The 15,945-nt window shown below is 69.9% G+C and carries 16 protein-coding genes; 6 read left to right on the plus strand and 10 right to left on the minus strand.

Going from position 1 to position 15,945, the window contains the following annotated elements; all coding sequences use genetic code 11:
- Positions 1-31: 31 nt before the first annotated feature.
- The 4 genes from fliI to fliF are packed head-to-tail and all read right to left on the minus strand — an operon-like array spanning position 32 to position 5,018.
- Positions 32-1,564, minus strand: a complete 1,533-nt coding sequence (gene fliI / locus BCR55_RS08210; protein ID WP_233632825.1) for a flagellar protein export ATPase FliI — start codon at positions 1,562-1,564, stop codon at positions 32-34.
- Positions 1,565-1,599: 35 nt separating this feature from the next.
- Positions 1,600-2,277 carry a flagellar assembly protein FliH gene (fliH, locus tag BCR55_RS08215; RefSeq protein ID WP_053297799.1) on the minus strand — a complete coding sequence of 226 codons (678 nt, stop codon included), beginning with the start codon at positions 2,275-2,277 and terminating at the stop codon, positions 1,600-1,602.
- On the minus strand, positions 2,270-3,265 hold the full coding sequence (fliG, locus tag BCR55_RS08220) for a flagellar motor switch protein FliG (RefSeq protein WP_006402963.1): 996 nt from the start codon (positions 3,263-3,265) through the stop codon (positions 2,270-2,272). The genes fliH and fliG overlap by 8 nt, the downstream gene beginning before the upstream one ends.
- Complete coding sequence (fliF, locus tag BCR55_RS08225; protein ID WP_006407162.1) at positions 3,255-5,018, minus strand: flagellar basal-body MS-ring/collar protein FliF; 1,764 nt, start codon at positions 5,016-5,018, stop codon at positions 3,255-3,257. The genes fliG and fliF overlap by 11 nt, the downstream gene beginning before the upstream one ends.
- Positions 5,019-5,266: 248 nt before the next feature.
- On the opposite strand from fliF, the gene fliE reads away from it, so the two are divergent.
- The 6 genes from fliE to BCR55_RS08255 all read left to right on the plus strand — a co-directional run bounded on the left by fliE (position 5,267) and on the right by BCR55_RS08255 (position 9,350).
- The gene (fliE, locus tag BCR55_RS08230) at positions 5,267-5,611 is read left to right on the plus strand and encodes a flagellar hook-basal body complex protein FliE (protein ID WP_012214333.1); all 345 of its coding nucleotides are present in this window, start codon (positions 5,267-5,269) and stop codon (positions 5,609-5,611) included.
- Positions 5,612-5,810: 199 nt separating this feature from the next.
- On the plus strand, positions 5,811-6,245 hold the full coding sequence (fliS, locus tag BCR55_RS08235; RefSeq protein ID WP_006402960.1) for a flagellar export chaperone FliS: 435 nt from the start codon (positions 5,811-5,813) through the stop codon (positions 6,243-6,245).
- Positions 6,242-6,574: a flagellar protein FliT gene (locus BCR55_RS08240; protein WP_006407159.1), complete on the plus strand. Its 333-nt coding sequence runs from the start codon at positions 6,242-6,244 to the stop codon at positions 6,572-6,574. The genes fliS and BCR55_RS08240 overlap by 4 nt, the downstream gene beginning before the upstream one ends.
- Positions 6,575-6,652: 78 nt before the next feature.
- Entirely contained in the window at positions 6,653-8,047 is a 1,395-nt protein-coding gene (locus tag BCR55_RS08245) for a flagellar hook-length control protein FliK (RefSeq protein ID WP_065494429.1), read from the plus strand.
- Positions 8,044-8,361 (plus strand): EscU/YscU/HrcU family type III secretion system export apparatus switch protein, encoded by a 318-nt coding sequence (locus tag BCR55_RS08250; protein ID WP_006402715.1) that lies wholly within the window; start codon positions 8,044-8,046, stop codon positions 8,359-8,361. Before BCR55_RS08245 ends, BCR55_RS08250 begins: the two co-directional genes overlap by 4 nt.
- A 254-nt stretch (positions 8,362-8,615) precedes the next feature.
- A complete protein-coding gene (locus BCR55_RS08255; RefSeq protein WP_065494430.1) occupies positions 8,616-9,350 on the plus strand; it encodes a PepSY-associated TM helix domain-containing protein in 735 nt (244 codons plus the stop codon).
- Between the two features lie 58 nt (positions 9,351-9,408).
- Here the strand turns inward: BCR55_RS08255 and BCR55_RS08260 are convergent, their stop codons facing one another.
- The 6 genes from BCR55_RS08260 to BCR55_RS08285 form a co-directional block, all read right to left on the minus strand.
- Positions 9,409-10,434, minus strand: a complete 1,026-nt coding sequence (locus BCR55_RS08260; protein WP_006409350.1) for an XdhC family protein — start codon at positions 10,432-10,434, stop codon at positions 9,409-9,411.
- 156 nt (positions 10,435-10,590) lie between these two features.
- A complete protein-coding gene (locus tag BCR55_RS08265; RefSeq protein ID WP_006402719.1) occupies positions 10,591-11,991 on the minus strand; it encodes an amino acid permease in 1,401 nt (466 codons plus the stop codon).
- Positions 11,992-12,212: 221 nt separating this feature from the next.
- Positions 12,213-12,869, minus strand: coding sequence for a response regulator transcription factor RqpR (rqpR, locus tag BCR55_RS08270; protein WP_006402720.1), 657 nt, complete (start codon positions 12,867-12,869; stop codon positions 12,213-12,215).
- A 7-nt stretch (positions 12,870-12,876) separates the two neighbouring features.
- Positions 12,877-13,689: a quorum system sensor histidine kinase RqpS gene (rqpS, locus tag BCR55_RS08275; RefSeq protein ID WP_065494431.1), complete on the minus strand. Its 813-nt coding sequence runs from the start codon at positions 13,687-13,689 to the stop codon at positions 12,877-12,879.
- A gap of 414 nt (positions 13,690-14,103) precedes the next feature.
- On the minus strand, positions 14,104-14,874 hold the full coding sequence (locus BCR55_RS08280; protein WP_012214327.1) for a ferredoxin--NADP reductase: 771 nt from the start codon (positions 14,872-14,874) through the stop codon (positions 14,104-14,106).
- Positions 14,875-15,127: 253 nt separating this feature from the next.
- On the minus strand, positions 15,128-15,943 hold the full coding sequence (locus tag BCR55_RS08285; protein WP_053297794.1) for an endonuclease/exonuclease/phosphatase family protein: 816 nt from the start codon (positions 15,941-15,943) through the stop codon (positions 15,128-15,130).
- Positions 15,944-15,945: the final 2 nt, after the last annotated feature.

Raw genomic sequence — 15,945 nt, forward strand, 5'->3', positions numbered from 1 at the left:
CTCCAGGGACCGGGTGGATCCGCGAACGGATTCAGGAATCGAACAACGCATCGAGCGCCGCGAGGCTCGACGCGAACGGTGCGCATTCGCGAAAGCCCTGCTGCAGGAACGCCTCGATGCGCGGATAGAGCGCGATCGCGCGGTCGAGCTGCGCGTCGCGGCCCGGTGCGTACGCGCCGACTGCGATCAGATCGCGGTTGCGCTGATAGCGCGACAGCATCTGCTTGAAATGGCGCACGCGGTCGAGATGCGTATCGTCGATCAGCGCGGTCATCGCGCGGCTGATCGACGCCTCGATGTCGATCGCCGGATAGTGGCCGGCCTCGGCGAGCGCGCGCGACAGCACGATATGGCCGTCGAGGATCGCGCGCGCCGAATCGGCGATCGGGTCCTGCTGATCGTCGCCTTCGGTCAGCACCGTATAGAACGCCGTGATGGAACCGCCGCCTTCGGGCCCGTTGCCGGTGCGCTCGACGAGCGCCGGCAGCTTCGCGAACACCGAGGGCGGATAGCCCTTCGTCGCCGGCGGTTCGCCGATCGCGAGCGCGATCTCGCGCTGCGCCATCGCATAGCGCGTCAGCGAATCCATCAGCAGCAGCACGTGCTTGCCCTGGTCGCGGAAGTATTCGGCGAGCGACGTCGCATACGCGGCGCCTTGCATCCGCAGCAATGGCGACACGTCGGCCGGCGCCGCGACGACGACCGAGCGCGCGAGCCCGTCCTCGCCGAGGATCTGCTCGATGAATTCCTTCACTTCGCGGCCGCGTTCGCCGATCAGGCCGATCACGATCACCTCGGCGCTCGTGTAGCGCGCCATCGTGCCGAGCAGCACCGACTTGCCGACGCCCGAGCCCGCGAACAGTCCCATGCGCTGGCCGCGGCCGACGGTGAGCAGCGCGTTGATCGCACGGACGCCGACGTCGAGCACGTGATGAATCGGTTCGCGATCGAGCGGATTGATGGACGGCGCGGACAGCGGCGCGTCGACCTTCGACGCGAGCGGGCCGAGCCCGTCCAGCGGGCGGCCGGCCGCGTCGACGACGCGGCCCAGCATTTCCCAGCCCACCGGCAGCCGTTTCGCGCCCGCGAGCGGATCGGCGACGGGCGCCCGTTCGAGCGGCCACACGCGCGCGCCGGGCAGCACGCCCGCGACGTCGGTGGTCGGCATCAGGAACAGGCGCTCGCCGGAGAAGCCGACGACTTCCGCCTCCGCATAGGGCAGCGTGCTGCCCGGCGGCAATTCGATCGTGCATTCGGCGCCGACCGACAGACGCAGTCCGATCGCCTCGAGCACGAGCCCGGCCGCGCGCGTGAGGCGCCCGCACGGGCGCAGCGGCAGTGCGCGCTGGCTCCGTGCCGAGAGCGCGTGCAGATGTTCGCGCCAGTGCGCGAGATGCGGATTGTGCGGGGCGCGCCGCGCGTCGGGCGCGGACGACGTACGCTGCGTCGCCCGCTCGGCGGACGGTGCGGCGTGGGCATCGTCCGCGTCGTGCGTCTCGTGCGCATCGTCCACGACGTCCGACCCGCGCGACGCGCGCGCGAGTTCACGCTCGAGCGGCGTCATCGCGCCATGCGCGAGCGACTCGGGCGTAGGCGGCGTCACCACGTGCTCACCTTGCCGATCGCGGCCGCGACGCGCTGCCAGCGCGTCGGCAGCGTCGCGTCGACTTCGCCGGTCGCCGCGTGTGCGCGGCAGCCGCCGCGTTCGATCGACGCGTCGGTGCGCACGCTCCAGCCGAGCGCATCGAGATCGTCCTGCAGATAGGCTTCGACGACCGGCAGATCGGCCGGGTTGACGGCCAGATGCGGCGCGCCGGACAGCGCGGGCTCGGCGGCCAGCACGTCGCGCACCGCCGCGACGAGCGCGGCCGGATCGTGCTTCACGTGCTGACGCACGACCTGCTGCGCGATGTCGAGCGCGAGCTGCGCGACGTCGGCCGCGAGATCGTGCTCGGCGCTCGCGAGCGCTTCGCGAAACGATGCGGCCAGCGCCGCGAGCTGCGCGGCCTGTTCGCGCGCTTCGGCCTGGCCGGCCTCGAATCCCTGCTGCCGGCCCTGCTCGAAGCCGGCCTGATAGCCGCGCGCCTGGCCTTCGACGTGGCCGGCCGCATGCCCTTCGGCGTGCGCGGCGTCGCGCACGCGCTGCAGTTCCTCGGCGAGCGCGGCGGCGGCCGCGGCCGCATCGTCGGGCGGCGGCGGGGGGGGCGGCGGATCGAACGACGCCATCTCCCACCGCTGGTACGCGGTGAGCGTGCGGACGCTGGCCGGATCAGACATACGCGTCTTCCGCCTTCCCGCCGATCACGATCTGGCCGCTCTCGGCGAGGTTGCGCACGATCTGCAGGATGCGGCGCTGCTGCGTCTCGACTTCGGACACGCGCACCGGCCCGCGCGCGTCGAGATCCTCGGCGAGCAGTTCGGCCGCGCGCTGCGACATGTTCGCGAGGAACTTCTGGCGCAGCGGCGGCGGCGCGCCCTTGAGCGCAACGATCAGCGTCTCCGACTCGACTTCCTTCAGCACCATCTGGATCGCGCGATCCTCGAGGTCGAGCAGGTTCTCGAACACGAACATCTGGTCGACGATCTTCTGCGCGAGGTCCGGGTCGTACTGGCGCACGCTTTCGAGCACGCCTTCCTCGTGCACGCTCGTCATGAAGTTCAGGATCTCGGCCGCGGTGCGGATACCGCCCATCGGGCTGCGCTTCAGGTTGTCGCTGCCGGACAGCAGGCTCGTCAGCACGTCGTCGAGCTCGCGCAGCGCGGCCGGCTGAATGCCGTCGAGCGTGGCGATGCGCAGGATCACGTCGTTGCGCAGCCGCTCGGTGAAGCACGACGCGATCTCGGAGGCCTGATCGCGATCGAGATGCACGAGGATCGTCGCGATGATCTGCGGATGCTCGTTCTTGATCAGCTCGGCCACCGCGCCCGAGTCCATCCACTTGAGCCCTTCGATGCCGCTCGTGTCGCTGCCCTGCAGGATGCGGTCGATCAGCACGCCGGCCTTGTCCTCGCCGAGCGCCTTCGTCAGCACCGAGCGGATGTACTCGCTCGAATCGAGCGACAGCGCGGTGTGCTGCTCGGCTTCCTTCACGAACTCCTGCAGCACGTCCTCGACCTGCTCGCGCGTGACGTTCTTCAGCGCGGCCATCGCGGCGCCGATCTTCTGCACCTCGCGCGGCGCGAGGAAGCGGAATACCTGCGCGGCTTCTTCCTCGCCGATCGACATCAGCAGCAGCGCGCTTTTGGTCAAGCCTTCAGCGTTCATCGGACACCCAGTTCTTCACGACGGTCGCAACGATCTTCGGATCCTGGCGGGCGATCGTGCGCGCGTAGTCGAGGTTGCGTTCGTAGCGGTTCTTCTCGTTTTCGAAGGCGAGCAGCGCCGTATCGGACTCGTTTTCCGGCTCGGGCGCCGGCAGCCCGTCGAGCACGACCGGCTCGCCCGGCAGCGCGAGCGCCGGCGCCGGCGGCTCGGGCGGCGGGAACGCGCGGCGCATCGCCGGCCGCACGAACATGAAGTAGAGCGCCGCCGCGGCTGCCGCAATGCCGAGCCACTTCGCCGCTTCCTTCGCGAGCGCGATCATGTCGGGCTGGCGCCACCACGGCAGGTCGGCGTTCGGATCGGTCGCGGTCGAGAACGCGCTGTTCATCACGTTCACCGAGTCGCCGCGCTTCGCGTCGTAGCCCATCGCGTCCTTCACGAGCTGCTCGATCTGCGCGAGCTTCGCGGGCGGCAGCGGCTGCATCGTCACGTGGCCCTTCGCGTCGGCGACCGGCTGATAGTTGACGACGACGGCGACCGACAGCCGCTTCACGGTGCCCATCGGCTGCTCGACGTGGCGGATCGTCTTGTCGAGCTCGTAGTTGGTCGTCTGGTCCTTGCGGTCGCTGACCGGCGTCGTCTGCGGTGCGTTCGCGCCGTTGCCGGCGACGATCGGCGCGGAAGCCGGCTGCGGCGGCGTGTTCGACAGCGCGCCCGGCACGCCCGACGCGCCGCTTTGCGCGAGCTCGGTCGAGGTGCTGGTCTGCTGGCTGCGGATCGCCGCCTGCTGCGGCGAACCGTTCGGGCCGTAGCTTTCGGACGTCTGTTCGAGCTTCGAGAAGTCGATGTCGGCGCTGACCTGCGAGCGCGCGTTGCCGGCGCCGAAGATCGGGGCGAGGATCGCGTCGATGCGCTTCTGCGTGTTGCGCTCGACTTGCTGCACGTATTTCAGCTGGCTCGCGTCGAGGCCGGTTGCCGACGCCGGCTGCGTGAGCAGATTGCCGTCCTGGTCGACGATCGTGACGTTCTTCGCCGGCATGTCGGGCACGCCGGACGACACCATCCGGGTGATCGCCTGCACCTGGCCTTCGTCGAGCACGCGGCCCGGGTACAGATCGACGAACACCGACGCGCTCGGCGCCTCGCGATCGCGGACGAAGACGGACGGCTTCGGAATCGCGAGATGCACGCGCGCGCCGCGCACGGCGTTGATCGACTCGATCGTGCGCTGCAGCTCGCCTTCGAGCGCGCGCTGGTAATTGACCTGTTCGGCGAACTGGCTGATCCCGAACTTCTGGTTGTCCATCAGCTCGAAGCCGACCGCGCCGCCCTTCGGCAGCCCCAGCGCCGCGAGCTTGAGCCGCGTTTCGTGCACCTGGGCCGCCGGCACGAGGATCGCGCCGCCGGCGTCGGCGAACTTGTAGGGCACGTTGGCCTGCTGCAGCGCGGCGATGATCGCGCCGCCGTCGCGGTCGGACAGGTTGCTGTACAGCACGCGATAGTCGGGCGCCCGGCTCCACAGCACGAGCGCCGTGACGACCGCGACCGCGAACGCGACGGCGATCAGGAACGGCAGCTTCGGATTGCCCTTCATCCGCGCGATGCCCGGGATGCGTTCCGCGAAGCCGCCGAGCCCGAAATCCGCGCCCGCGCCGCCCGCGCCCGGCAGCGCGGCGGCCGCGGCGGCGCCGGGCACCGGGCTGGCGAGGCCCGCGCGGGCATCGGGATTGATCAGCGAATTGGCCTGCGAATCCATGCGTCGAGGTTCTCCGGAGCGGGACGACTGAGCCGCTCGGACGAGCGGGCGGACAATGACACGATGCGATTATCGGTATCCGGGGCCGGTCTCGATCGACCGAAAAGAGCCAGGTTTCCCCCGTACTTTCGCGGCTTTGCCGCACGGTGCGCTGCTATTCTTTTTCGCGATCCGGGATGGTGCGGCCATTGCGCACGCGCGGATCGCCCGGTACGGCCGGGTCATTTCTTTCTATGTCTGGGGACAGCATGACTGCGAACGTCAGCGGAATCGGTTCGGTGTTGCAACAGATGCAGGCGATGGCCGCGCAGGCGTCGGGCGGCGTCGCGAGCCCGGCGGCCGCGCTCGCCGGCTCGGGCGCGGCGACGGCCGGCACGTTTGCGAGCGCGATGAAGGCCTCGCTCGACAAGATCAGCGGCGACCAGCAGCGCGCGCTCGGCGAAGCGCAGGCGTTCGAGGTCGGTGCGGCGAACGTGTCGCTGAACGACGTGATGGTCGACATGCAGAAGGCCAATATCGGTTTCCAGTTCGGGCTGCAGGTCCGCAACAAGCTCGTGAGCGCTTACAACGACATCATGCAGATGTCGGTGTGACGCGCGGGCCGCTGCCCCGCCTTCGTCGCCGGCCGGCGCGCCGGCCCGCTGCGGCGCTCGCCGCACACCGCTCGCCGCGCATCGCGCGCCGCGCGCCTAAAGCTTTCCCGTTCCTTTCCGATAACTCAGGGAGAAAACCGCGCCGTGCGACGCACGGCAGCGGCCCCCGTCATAGCCAAGCATCAACAAGGAGAAGCGCATGTTTTCCCCAGGACACGCTGGAGCCAATGCCTACGCGCGTGTCGGCGTCGAGACCGGGGTGATGGGCGCCTCCCCGCACCGGCTGATCGCGATGCTCTATCAGGGCGCGCGCCAGGCCGTCGCGCTCGCGCGCATGCATCTGCAGCAGGGCAACGTGCCGGCGCGCGGCGACGCGATCGGCAAGGCGATCCGCATCGTCGAAAGCGGCCTGCAGGCCGCGCTGAACCGCGAGGCGGGCGGCGAGATCGCCGCGCGCCTCGACGCGCTGTACGCGTATATCGGCCGGCGGCTGCTCGAAGCGAATGCGCAGGCGAGCGACGCGATGCTGGTCGAGGTCGACGGACTGCTCGCGACGCTCGAGGAAGCATGGACCGGCATCGGCCCCGAAGTCGCGCGGATGGCCGCGCAGCAGACGGGCGATATGCCGAGATGAATCGCAAGGCCGACTACTTCGCACGCTACGAGGCGCTCGCGGCCGTGTCGGGCCGGATGCTGCGCGCGGCGCGCGGCGCCGACTGGCATGCGCTGTCGGGGCTGCAGGACGAGTATCTGCGGCTCGTCGATGCGCTGAAGGAGGCCGAGCGGGACATCGCGCTCGACGAATCGGAACTGGGCCGCAAGCTCGCGCTGATCCGCCGGATCCTCGCGGACGACGCGGCGATCCGCGATCTCGCGAGCCCCGAAGTCGCGCGGCTGTCCGCGTTGTTCGAGACGCGGCGTTCGACCAAGGTATTGACCGAGCTCTACCGCACGCGCGGCTAGAGCCCGTATTCCGGGGCGGCGCGGCGGCCTCGTTCCCGGAGTGCGCAACGATGTGGCCGAGGTGAGCAGGCTCCGATCATGACCGGTATCGACTCCGTTGCGGCCGCGCTGCTCGCGAGCCGTCTCGACAGCCTGCTGACCGGCGGCGTAGCGTCGGCGGCGGCCGGCGGCGCCGCGGCGCAGGTCGGCACGCCGGGCGCCGGCGTCGCGCCGTCGTCCGAGGCGAGCGGGGCGCTGCCGCAGCCGCCCGCGGCCTCCACGCAGACCGCGCTGTCCGATGTCGCGCGCGTGCTCGATGCGATCGCGCGCACGGGCGGCGATGCCACGCCTGCCGTCGTCGGGCGCATGCCGCTCGTACCCGATCCGGTCGCGCTGTTCGCCGCGGCGGCGGATGACGCCGCCGGACAGTCCGGGCATGCGACCGCAGCGGCCGCTTCGGGCCCCGCGCCGGGCGCTGCCGCCGCCACTGCCGCCGCCACTGCCGCCGCCACTGCCGCCGACGCCGCGCCGCCGTCGCTTGCCGGCGCCTTGCGGGCGGCGCTCGCGCAGGCCGTCGGCGAAAGCGGTCTCTTCTACGAATCCCATCTCGCGCAGTGGTTCGCCGGCCAGCGGCCGCTCGCGACGCTGCTGCGCGAGCCGCAGGCGCGCATCGCGAGCGCGCAGACGTCGGCCGATCCGGACGCCGCGTCGGACGACGATGCGCTCGATGCCTTGCTCACGCCACGCCTGTCGCTGCCGTCCGCGCGCGCGACGGTTCAGCCGGGCGCCGCTGCGTCGGGCGCCGCTGCGTCCGGCGGCGCGCGGTCGGCCGGCTCCGCCCCGGAACCGATGCCGGGCGCTCAGCCGCATCCGCCGCTCGCGCGCGCGGCGGCGGACGCAACCGATCCGCTGCACGAACTCGCCGACTGGCGCGCGTCGGTCGCGCGCCCGGCCGACGCCGCAGCGCCGTCCGACGCGGCGCCGCCGACGCCCGTGCATCCGGCGGCCGTGCCGGTCGTCCGGCAGCAGCTCGACACGCTCGCGACCGACCAGTTTCGCTGGACCGGCGAAGCGTGGCCGGGCGTGCGCGTCGACTGGACGATCGAGCCCGACGAGCCGGGCGGGCGCGCGCCGCGCAGCGGCGACGACGCGGGCGACGGCATCGCGTGGCGCACGCGGCTCACGCTGACGCTGCCGACGCTCGGCACGGTCGACGCCGAACTGCAGCTGAACGGCGCGCAGCTCGTCGCGCGACTGCGCGCGAACCAGGCGGGCGCCGCGCGGCTCGCGCAGCACGAACCTGCGCTGCGGCGGCGGTTCGAGGGATCGGGGCTGCAGCTCGGCGGGCTGTCGATTCGCGCGGTCGACGAGCAGCCCGAGCCGTTCGACGCGTTTGCCGCGCAGGCGGCCGCAAGCGCCTATGCGCAGGCGGCGGCCGGAAGCGCTGCGGTGCCGGTACCGCCGGTGCCGCCCGACGACGGAGCCTTGCGATGACGACGCCGCACCGCAAGCGCGCCGCGGCGCTCGTCTACGATCCGAAGGGCGGCGATACGGCACCGCGCGTCGTCGCGAAGGGCTATGGCGCGCTCGCGGAGATGATCGTCGCGCGCGCGAAGGAGGCCGGGCTCTACGTGCATACGGCGCCCGAGATGGTGTCGCTGCTGATGCAGGTCGATCTCGACGACCGGATCCCGCCGCAGCTCTATCAGGCCGTCGCGGACCTGCTCGCGTGGCTCTATGCGCTCGATCGCACGGATGCGCCGGCCGACGCCGCCGCGCCGCGTTTTCCGTTGCCGCCGCTGCGCTGAGCGCGATCCGGCGGTCGCGCGCTGCGCAAATAATACAAACGGCTTTCTGTCGTTATTCGGGCGCAACGGTCTGCCATCTCCCTTCGATCGCACGTCTTCTTATCGCTTTTTCACGATCGCGCGGCGTCGCCGCGGGCTCGCCGCCGTTGAGGCGCATCTCGATTTGTGTAATGATAGCCATTCTCATTTCATGTTGAACGGGCGGCGCGCGAACCGGCGCGCCGCCCGTCGTTTTGAAGAATGGAAGCTTTCGCGTGAACGCGCCCGAAACGATCGATCCGCTCCACGCGGACTTGCCCCGCGAGGGCGTTGCCGTGCTGCACCCGGCCGCACGTCCGCTGACCGATGCCGAGCTGGCGGCACGTCGTTCGCGGTCGCGCCGCGCCACCTTCATCAAGTGGCTGCGCAAGGTGCACGGTTGGGTCGGGTTGTGGGGGGCGGTGCTCGGGCTGCTGTTCGGCGTGACGGGCGTGCTGCTCAATCATCGCGCGCCGCCGCTGAAGATCGCGACGGGCGAGCCGCAGGTCGAGCAGTTGCAGCTCGCGCTGCCGGACCCGGCGCCGAAGACGCCGGCCGCGATGACGAAGTGGCTGCAGCGCGAACTGCATTTCGAAGGCCGGCCGGGGCGCGTGCGCAAGGAGCCCGCGCAGCCGGTCGCGTGGGGCGACCGGCACGTGATGCAGCCGGAGCACTGGCAGATGGGCCTGTTCGGGCCGCGGCAGAACCTGCAGGCCGAATACTGGGTGGGCAACGGCTACGTGTCGGTGAAGCGCACGGGCAACACGTTGCTGGCAACGCTGAACAACCTGCATCGCGGCGTCGGAATGAGCATCGGCTGGGTGCTGCTGATGGATACGATCGCCGGGTCGCTGATTCTGCTGTCGCTGACCGGCGTGCTGCTCTGGACCGAGCTGAACAAGCGGCGCACCGTCGGCGTCGTGCTGGTCGCCGGCTCGGTGGCCGCGGCGCTCGCCGCCGGCCTCGCGTGATCGCAGGGCCGGCGCCGCGCAGTGCACGCGGCGCCTTCGCGGTGCGGCCGCGCCGGCGTCAGAGCCCGCAGGTCGCGCCGCCGTTCGCGGCGATCTCGCGCGCGGCTTTCGCGCCTTCGACCTGCAGGATCGTCGGCAGCGACACGTTGTTCTTCGCGGCCGTGACCTCGGCGAGAATCGAGATCGCGATTTCCGGCGGCGTGCGGCTGCCGATGTAGATGCCGGCCGGCCCGTGCAGCCGGCTCAGTTCCGCTTCGCTCAGATCGAATTCGCGCAGCCGCTCGCGGCGCGCCGCGTTGTTGCGCCGCGAGCCGAGCGCGCCGACGTAGAACGCGGGCGTCTTCAGCGCCTCCATCAGCGCGAGATCGTCGAGCTTCGGATCGTGCGTGAGCGCGATCACGGCCGAGCGCGCGTCGAGCTTCATGTGGAGCACCGTATCGTCGGGCATCGTGCGCACGATGCGCGTGCCGGGCACGTCCCAGCCGTCCGTGTATTCTTCGCGCGGGTCGCAGACGGTCACCTGATAGTCGAGCCCGACCGCGATCTGGCACAGATAGCGCGACAGCTGCCCGGCGCCGATCACGAGCATCCGGTAGCGCGGGCCGTGGATCGTCACGAGCCGCTCGCCGTCGAACGCGAGCCCGTCGGTCGCCTGCGCGGGCGACAGCGACGCGCGGCCCGTCGCGAGCGTCATCGTGCGCGTGACGAGGCGGCCCGCCTCGACCTCCGCGCAGAGCGCCGCGATTCCGCTGTCGCGCGTCAGCGGCTCGAGCACGAGCTGGATCGTGCCGCCGCACGGCAGCCCGAAGCGGTGCGCTTCTTCGGCCGTCACGCCGTACTTGACCGCTTCCGGCCGCGCGTCGCGCGCGATGCCGTTCGCATGCACGCGCGCGATGAGATCGTCCTCGATGCAGCCGCCCGACACCGAGCCGACCACGAGCCCGTCTTCGCGCACCGCGAGCATCGCGCCTTCCGGGCGCGGCGACGAGCCCCAGGTCTTCACGACCGTCACGAGCAGCACGCGGCGACCTTCGTCGAGCCAGCGCGCGCTCGATTTCAGCACGTCGAGATCCACACTTTCCATCGTCGTTCCCTCGTTGATTGCGCGCATTATGAACCGCCTGCCGCGGACGTGCTCGGCGTGCCGCGCGCGTGCGGCGGCTGCTGCAAAGCAAAACGGCGCGCTCGCAAGGCGGCGCGCCGTCAGTGCGGGCGGCGCGTCGCTGCGCCGCGCGCGGGATCACTCCGCGTGGCCGCGGGCGAGCTTCGAATGGTGTCGCGAATAGAGGAAATAGACGGCGAGACCGATCACGAGCCACACGCCGAACGCGATCCAGGTGACCGGCTGCAGGTTCACCATCAGGAACACGCACGCCGCGACCGCGAGCAGCGGCACCACCGGCACCCCCGGGCAGCGGAACGCGCGCGGCAGGTGCGGGTGCGTGCGGCGCAGCACGAGCACCGCGATCGAGACCATCGAGAATGCGGCCAGCGTGCCGATGTTGATCAGCTCCGCGAGCACGTTCAGCGGCACGAGCGCGGCGATCAGTCCGAAGAACAGGCCGACGAGCCAGGTCGTCAGGAACGGCGTCGCGTAACGCGGATGCACGCGCGACAGCGTGGCCGGCAGCAGCCCGTCGCGCGACATCGCGAAGATGATCCGCGTCTGCCCGTAGCTCATCACGAGAATCACGGTCAGCATGCCGAGCACCGCGCCGAGATCGATGAAGCCGGCGACCCATTTCTCGCCGGCGACCTGCAGCGCGTACGAGATCGGGTGCGAGATGCTCGCGTACTGCGCGGACGGCACGATGCCGGTCGCGACCGCCGCGACCGTCACGTAGAGCACCGCGCACACCGCGAGCGACGCGATGATGCCGATCGGCAGGTCGCGCTTCGGATTCTTCACTTCCTCGGCCGCGGACGACACCGCGTCGAAGCCGATGAACGCGAAGAACATCACGGCGGCCGCGCCGAACACGCCGTTCCAGCCGTGCGGCATGAACGGCTTCCAGTTCGCGGGCGTCACGTGGAACAGGCCGACCGCGATCACGAGCAGCACGACCGAGACCTTGATGAACACCATCACGTTGTTGATGCGTGTCGATTCGCGGATCCCGATCGACAGCAGCGTCGTGATCACGATCATCACGAGGAACGCGGGCAGGTTGAACCACGTGACGACGCCCGGCACCGCGCCCGGCGCGGCGGTCAGCACGGTCGGCAGCGTGAGCCCGAAGCCCTGCAGCAGCGACTGCAGATAGCCCGACCAGCCGACCGACACGGCCGATGCCGCGAGCCCGTATTCGAGCATCAGATCCCAGCCGATGATCCACGCGACGAGTTCGCCGAGCGTTGCATACGAATACGTGTAGATCGAGCCGGCGACCGGGATCGTCGACGCGAATTCCGCGTACGACAGCGCGGCGAGGCCGCAGGCGATCGCGGCGATCACGAACGACAGCATCAGGGCGGGGCCGGCCTGCACGGCGCCGGTGCCGGTCAGCACGAAGATGCCGGTGCCGATGATCGCGCCGATGCCGAGGAAGGTCAGGTCGATCGCGCCGAGCGCCTTCTTGAGTCCGGCGGCGTGCGCGCCGGCGATCATGCGATCGACGTTTTTCTTGCGAAAGAGAGACATTGCGGGTGGATCGTCAGCGGGGCGCGCGGGGGCGGCGGTGCTGACTGAGTGAAAACCCGCAATTTTAGCCGATTTGACGCAAAAGGCTCGCGCTCGCGCAGCGTTGCGTCGCCGAATCGTCCGATAAAACAAGCGCTTGCGTGCGCAACGGCCGGGCGGCGGCCGAGCGGCCGCGCCGGAACCTTGCGGACGGGACAGCGAGAGGGTGTGCGCGCGGTGCGTCAGGTGCCCGACGCGGGCGACATGTCGACGAGCCGGTTGCTCATCACGTAGAACGTGAGTTCCGCGTTGTTCGACAGCCGCATCTTCTCGAGCAGCCGCGACCGGTACACGCTGACCGTCTTCACCGACAGCGACAGCGTGTTCGCGATGTCGGTGAGCCGCTTGCCCGAGGCCAGCATGCAGAGCGTCTGATATTCGCGGTCGGACAGTTTTTCGTGCGGCAGCGGCTCGTTCTCGAACGACACGTATTCGGCGAGCGCTTCGGCCATCGCGGGGCTCACGTACTTGCGGCCCGCGGCGACCTGCTGGATCGCGCCGATCATCTGCGCGGCGTTGACCGTCTTCGACAGATAGCCGGCGGCGCCGGCCTTCAGCGCGCGCACCGCGTACTGATCCTCGCGGTACATCGAGAACATCAGCACCGGCGTGCGCGGCAGCTTGCGCTTCAGGCGCTTGAGCACCTCGATGCCGTTCGTGTCGGGCAGCGAGATGTCGAGCAGGATCACGTCGAACGTCTGCCGGTCGACGGCGGCGAGCGCGTCGGCGCCGTTTTCCGCTTCGGTGACCTCGCGCGCGACGCCGCGGTCGACGAGCAGCTGGCAGATCCCTTGCCGGACGATCGCGTGGTCGTCCACGAGCAGGATGTTCAGGCCCATCGCGACCTCACGACAGCGACGCGAAACGGGCCGCGGCGGGCGCGCCGAGCAGCGCGTCCCACGCGAAGTACGCGGTCACGCGCGTGCCGCGCCCGGCCGCGCCGGACGCCGTGTCGAGCCGGCCGCCGAACGCGGCGCAGCGCGCCTGCATGCCGGTGAGACCGTAGCCGGCGCGGCGCTTGCGCGCGAAACCGGTCCCATCGTCGGTGACGATCAGCGACAGGAACGTGTCGTCGGCGTCGATCCGCACGTCGGCCGAGGCGGCGCGCGCATGCTTCGCGACGTTCGACAGTGCTTCCTGCGCGACGCGGAAAATCGCGAGCGCGGCGTCGCCGGCGAGGTGCGGCACGCGCGCATCGGCCGCGCAGACGAAGCTCGTGCGCAGGCCGGTACGGGCCGCGAAGCCGTCGATCCACGCGGACAGCGCGGGCACGACGCCGCTGTCGAGCGCCGGCACGCCGCGTGCGTCGATCAGCCGGCGGTTCGCGTCGGTCGCCGCGTCGAGCGCGCGCTGCGCGAGTTCGAGCGCGCGCAGGCAGCCTTCCGGCGCGTCGGCCGGCAGCCACGCCTGGGCGTTGGCGAGCGCGAAACGCGCGGCGGTGAGTTCTGCGCCGAGGCCGTCGTGCAGCTCGCCGGCCAGATGGCGGCGCGCGGCTTCATCGGCGGCGAGCAGCTGCGCGGACAGCACCGCGATGCGCTGCGCGCACGGATCGGATTTCGGGATGGGATCGGCCGACGTTGCGGCGGCGCAGCCATGCGCGGGCAGCCGCGACGGGAACGGGGCGTGAGCGCCGTGGGGCGCATTAAGCGACGTATCCATGACTCTCCCTGCTGTCAGAAAGCGGTTCAGACACCGGTCGGCGGCGCGGGTCGGCGGCCGTCCGGCTCCCGCATGCGGCCGGAAAACGGCGGCATGCCAAGGTAACAAAAGTTACATTCAGTAACACCTGAGTCCGACCCCTTGCGTGCGGCCAAGTCAGCGTCACGCGCCGCGCATAATATCTCAAAAATGGCGAAAAGGTCATGTCGGGCGGACATTTAAGGGTAAATGTGAATAATCGGATTGAACGCGGCGTAGGAAAAAAACCGACATCGAAGGTCGTCGATGCGGCGCGTCAAATGTAACTATTTGAGATGAAATGGTCCGTCATTGTTACGAATTCGCCAAGCGCGGACGAAAAAAAACCGGAGCTTTCGCTCCGGTTTCTTGATGCTGCACAAATTTGGGGATGGATCAGTCGACGAAAGCGCGCTCGATCACGTAGTGGCCCGGTGCGTTGTTCTTGCCTTCGACGAGGCCGGCTTGCTTGAGCAGCGCGGTCGTGTCCTTCAGCATCGCGGTGCTGCCGCACAGCATCACGCGATCGTTTTCCGGCGAGAACGGCGCGACGCCGAGATCGGTGAACAGCTTGCCCGACGCGATCAGGTCGGTGATCCGGCCCTCGTTGTCGAACGCTTCGCGCGTGACCGTCGGGTAGTAGACGAGCTTTTCCTTGATGATGTCGCCGAGGTACTCGTGGCCCGGCAGGTCGTGCTTGATGTAGTCCATGTACGCGAGCTCGCCTTTCAGGCGGCAGGTGTGCGTCAGCACGACCTTCTCGAAGCGGTCGTAGATGTCCGGATCGCGGATGATCGACATGAACGGCGCGAGGCCCGTGCCCGTCGACAGCAGCCACAGCGTCTTGCCCGGCAGCAGGTTGTCGACGACGAGCGTGCCGGTCGGCTTCTTGCCGATCAGCACCGTGTCGCCCACCTTCAGGTGCTGCAGGCGCGACGTCAGCGGGCCGTCCTGGACCTTGATACTGAAGAATTCGAGGTGCTCCTCGTAGTTCGGGCTCACGATCGAGTAGGCGCGCGCGAGCGGCTTGCCGTCGACCTCGAGGCCGACCATCGTGAACTCGCCGTTGTTGAAGCGCAGGCTCGGCTCACGGGTGCAGGTGAAGCTGAAAAGCGTGTCGGTCCAGTGATGGACGGATTGGACGATGGCGGTGTCGTATTTGCTCATGGCTTTCAAAACGGACGCGCGTAGCGGACGCGTGTAACGGGCCCAAAAACGGGCAAAAACCGAGTGCGTCGGCCCGATCGCGGATCGGCCGGCCGGCGCGTCGGACACGCGCCTTCTCGATGACAGACGTTTGAGGAACTGGCTATTTTACCCTGCCTGCGCGAATCGCGGGCTTGCCCCCCGTGGCCGCGCGGATTTGGCGCAACGCGCGCTTACGATGCGCTTTCGGTCGCGCGGGCGCGCCGGGCGGCGTTTATCGCGGATCGAGACGCAGCCGCGCGATGTACGGCAGGTGGTCCGACAGCCACGCGGTTTCGCTCGACGGCGCGCGCCACTCGAGCGGCGTGAGGCCGCGCACGAACATCTTGTCGAGCGCGAGCGCCGGCGAGAACGCCGGGAACGTCCGCCCGGACTCGCCGAGCAGCGTCGCCACTTCGGACAGCCCGATCTCGCCGAACACCGCGACCGAATCGTTGCGCCAGTCGTTGAAGTCGCCGGCGAGCACGAGCGGATCGTCGCCCGCGTTGCGCACGATCCAGTGCGCGATCCAGTGCATCTGGCGCAGCCGCGCCGCGCGCGTGAGCGCGAGGTGCGCGCACAGCAGCGTGACGGGGCGCGCGCCGGCGAGCGTCGCGCGCGCGACGAGCAGCCCGCGCCGCTCGAAGCGGTGCGCGGAAATATCCCAGCGGCCGCCGAGGTCGAGCGGATGCGGCGACAGGATCGCGTTGCCGTGCCGCCACGACGGCTTGAACACGTTCGGCCCGAGCGCGATCTGCCAGTCGAGCGCGCGTGCGATCTCGGTCGCCTGGCAGTGCCAGACGTCGTCGTCGACATCGTCCATCGGCGCGCCGAAGCCCGGCGCGAGCACCGGCCGCGGCATGCGCCGCGCCATCGCTTCCTGCAGGAAATACACGTCCGCGTGCGTCGACTGCATCCAGTCGCGCATCGCGTTCCATGCGGTGAAGCCGAGCGGCGAGCGGCCCTTGTGCAGGTTCCAGCTGACCGCGGTGATCTCGTCGGGGGCCGCGTGCGGTTCGGCGAACGGGACGGATAGCGCGTCGGCAGCCATGG

Origin of the sequence: Burkholderia sp. CCA53 (genome assembly GCF_001685525.1) — a bacterium.
In the GTDB taxonomy this organism is placed as follows: Bacteria; Pseudomonadota; Gammaproteobacteria; order Burkholderiales; family Burkholderiaceae; genus Burkholderia; species Burkholderia multivorans.

What these genes read in the sequence shown, in the direction of transcription:
- fliE (WP_012214333.1), top strand. Translation starts at nt 5,267, where the DNA reads ATGACTGCGAACGTCAGCGGAATCGGTTCGGTGTTGCAACAGATGCAG.
- fliF (WP_006407162.1), bottom strand. Translation starts at nt 5,018, where the DNA reads ATGGATTCGCAGGCCAATTCGCTGATCAATCCCGATGCCCGCGCGGGC.
- BCR55_RS08245 (WP_065494429.1), top strand. Translation starts at nt 6,653, where the DNA reads ATGACCGGTATCGACTCCGTTGCGGCCGCGCTGCTCGCGAGCCGTCTC.
- BCR55_RS08260 (WP_006409350.1), bottom strand. Translation starts at nt 10,434, where the DNA reads ATGGAAAGTGTGGATCTCGACGTGCTGAAATCGAGCGCGCGCTGGCTC.
- BCR55_RS08285 (WP_053297794.1), bottom strand. Translation starts at nt 15,943, where the DNA reads ATGGCTGCCGACGCGCTATCCGTCCCGTTCGCCGAACCGCACGCGGCC.
- fliH (WP_053297799.1), bottom strand. Translation starts at nt 2,277, where the DNA reads ATGTCTGATCCGGCCAGCGTCCGCACGCTCACCGCGTACCAGCGGTGG.
- BCR55_RS08250 (WP_006402715.1), top strand. Translation starts at nt 8,044, where the DNA reads ATGACGACGCCGCACCGCAAGCGCGCCGCGGCGCTCGTCTACGATCCG.
- fliI (WP_233632825.1), bottom strand. Translation starts at nt 1,564, where the DNA reads ATGACGCCGCTCGAGCGTGAACTCGCGCGCGCGTCGCGCGGGTCGGAC.
- rqpS (WP_065494431.1), bottom strand. Translation starts at nt 13,689, where the DNA reads ATGGATACGTCGCTTAATGCGCCCCACGGCGCTCACGCCCCGTTCCCG.
- BCR55_RS08280 (WP_012214327.1), bottom strand. Translation starts at nt 14,874, where the DNA reads ATGAGCAAATACGACACCGCCATCGTCCAATCCGTCCATCACTGGACC.
- fliG (WP_006402963.1), bottom strand. Translation starts at nt 3,265, where the DNA reads ATGAACGCTGAAGGCTTGACCAAAAGCGCGCTGCTGCTGATGTCGATC.
- BCR55_RS08265 (WP_006402719.1), bottom strand. Translation starts at nt 11,991, where the DNA reads ATGTCTCTCTTTCGCAAGAAAAACGTCGATCGCATGATCGCCGGCGCG.
- BCR55_RS08240 (WP_006407159.1), top strand. Translation starts at nt 6,242, where the DNA reads ATGAATCGCAAGGCCGACTACTTCGCACGCTACGAGGCGCTCGCGGCC.
- fliS (WP_006402960.1), top strand. Translation starts at nt 5,811, where the DNA reads ATGTTTTCCCCAGGACACGCTGGAGCCAATGCCTACGCGCGTGTCGGC.
- rqpR (WP_006402720.1), bottom strand. Translation starts at nt 12,869, where the DNA reads ATGGGCCTGAACATCCTGCTCGTGGACGACCACGCGATCGTCCGGCAA.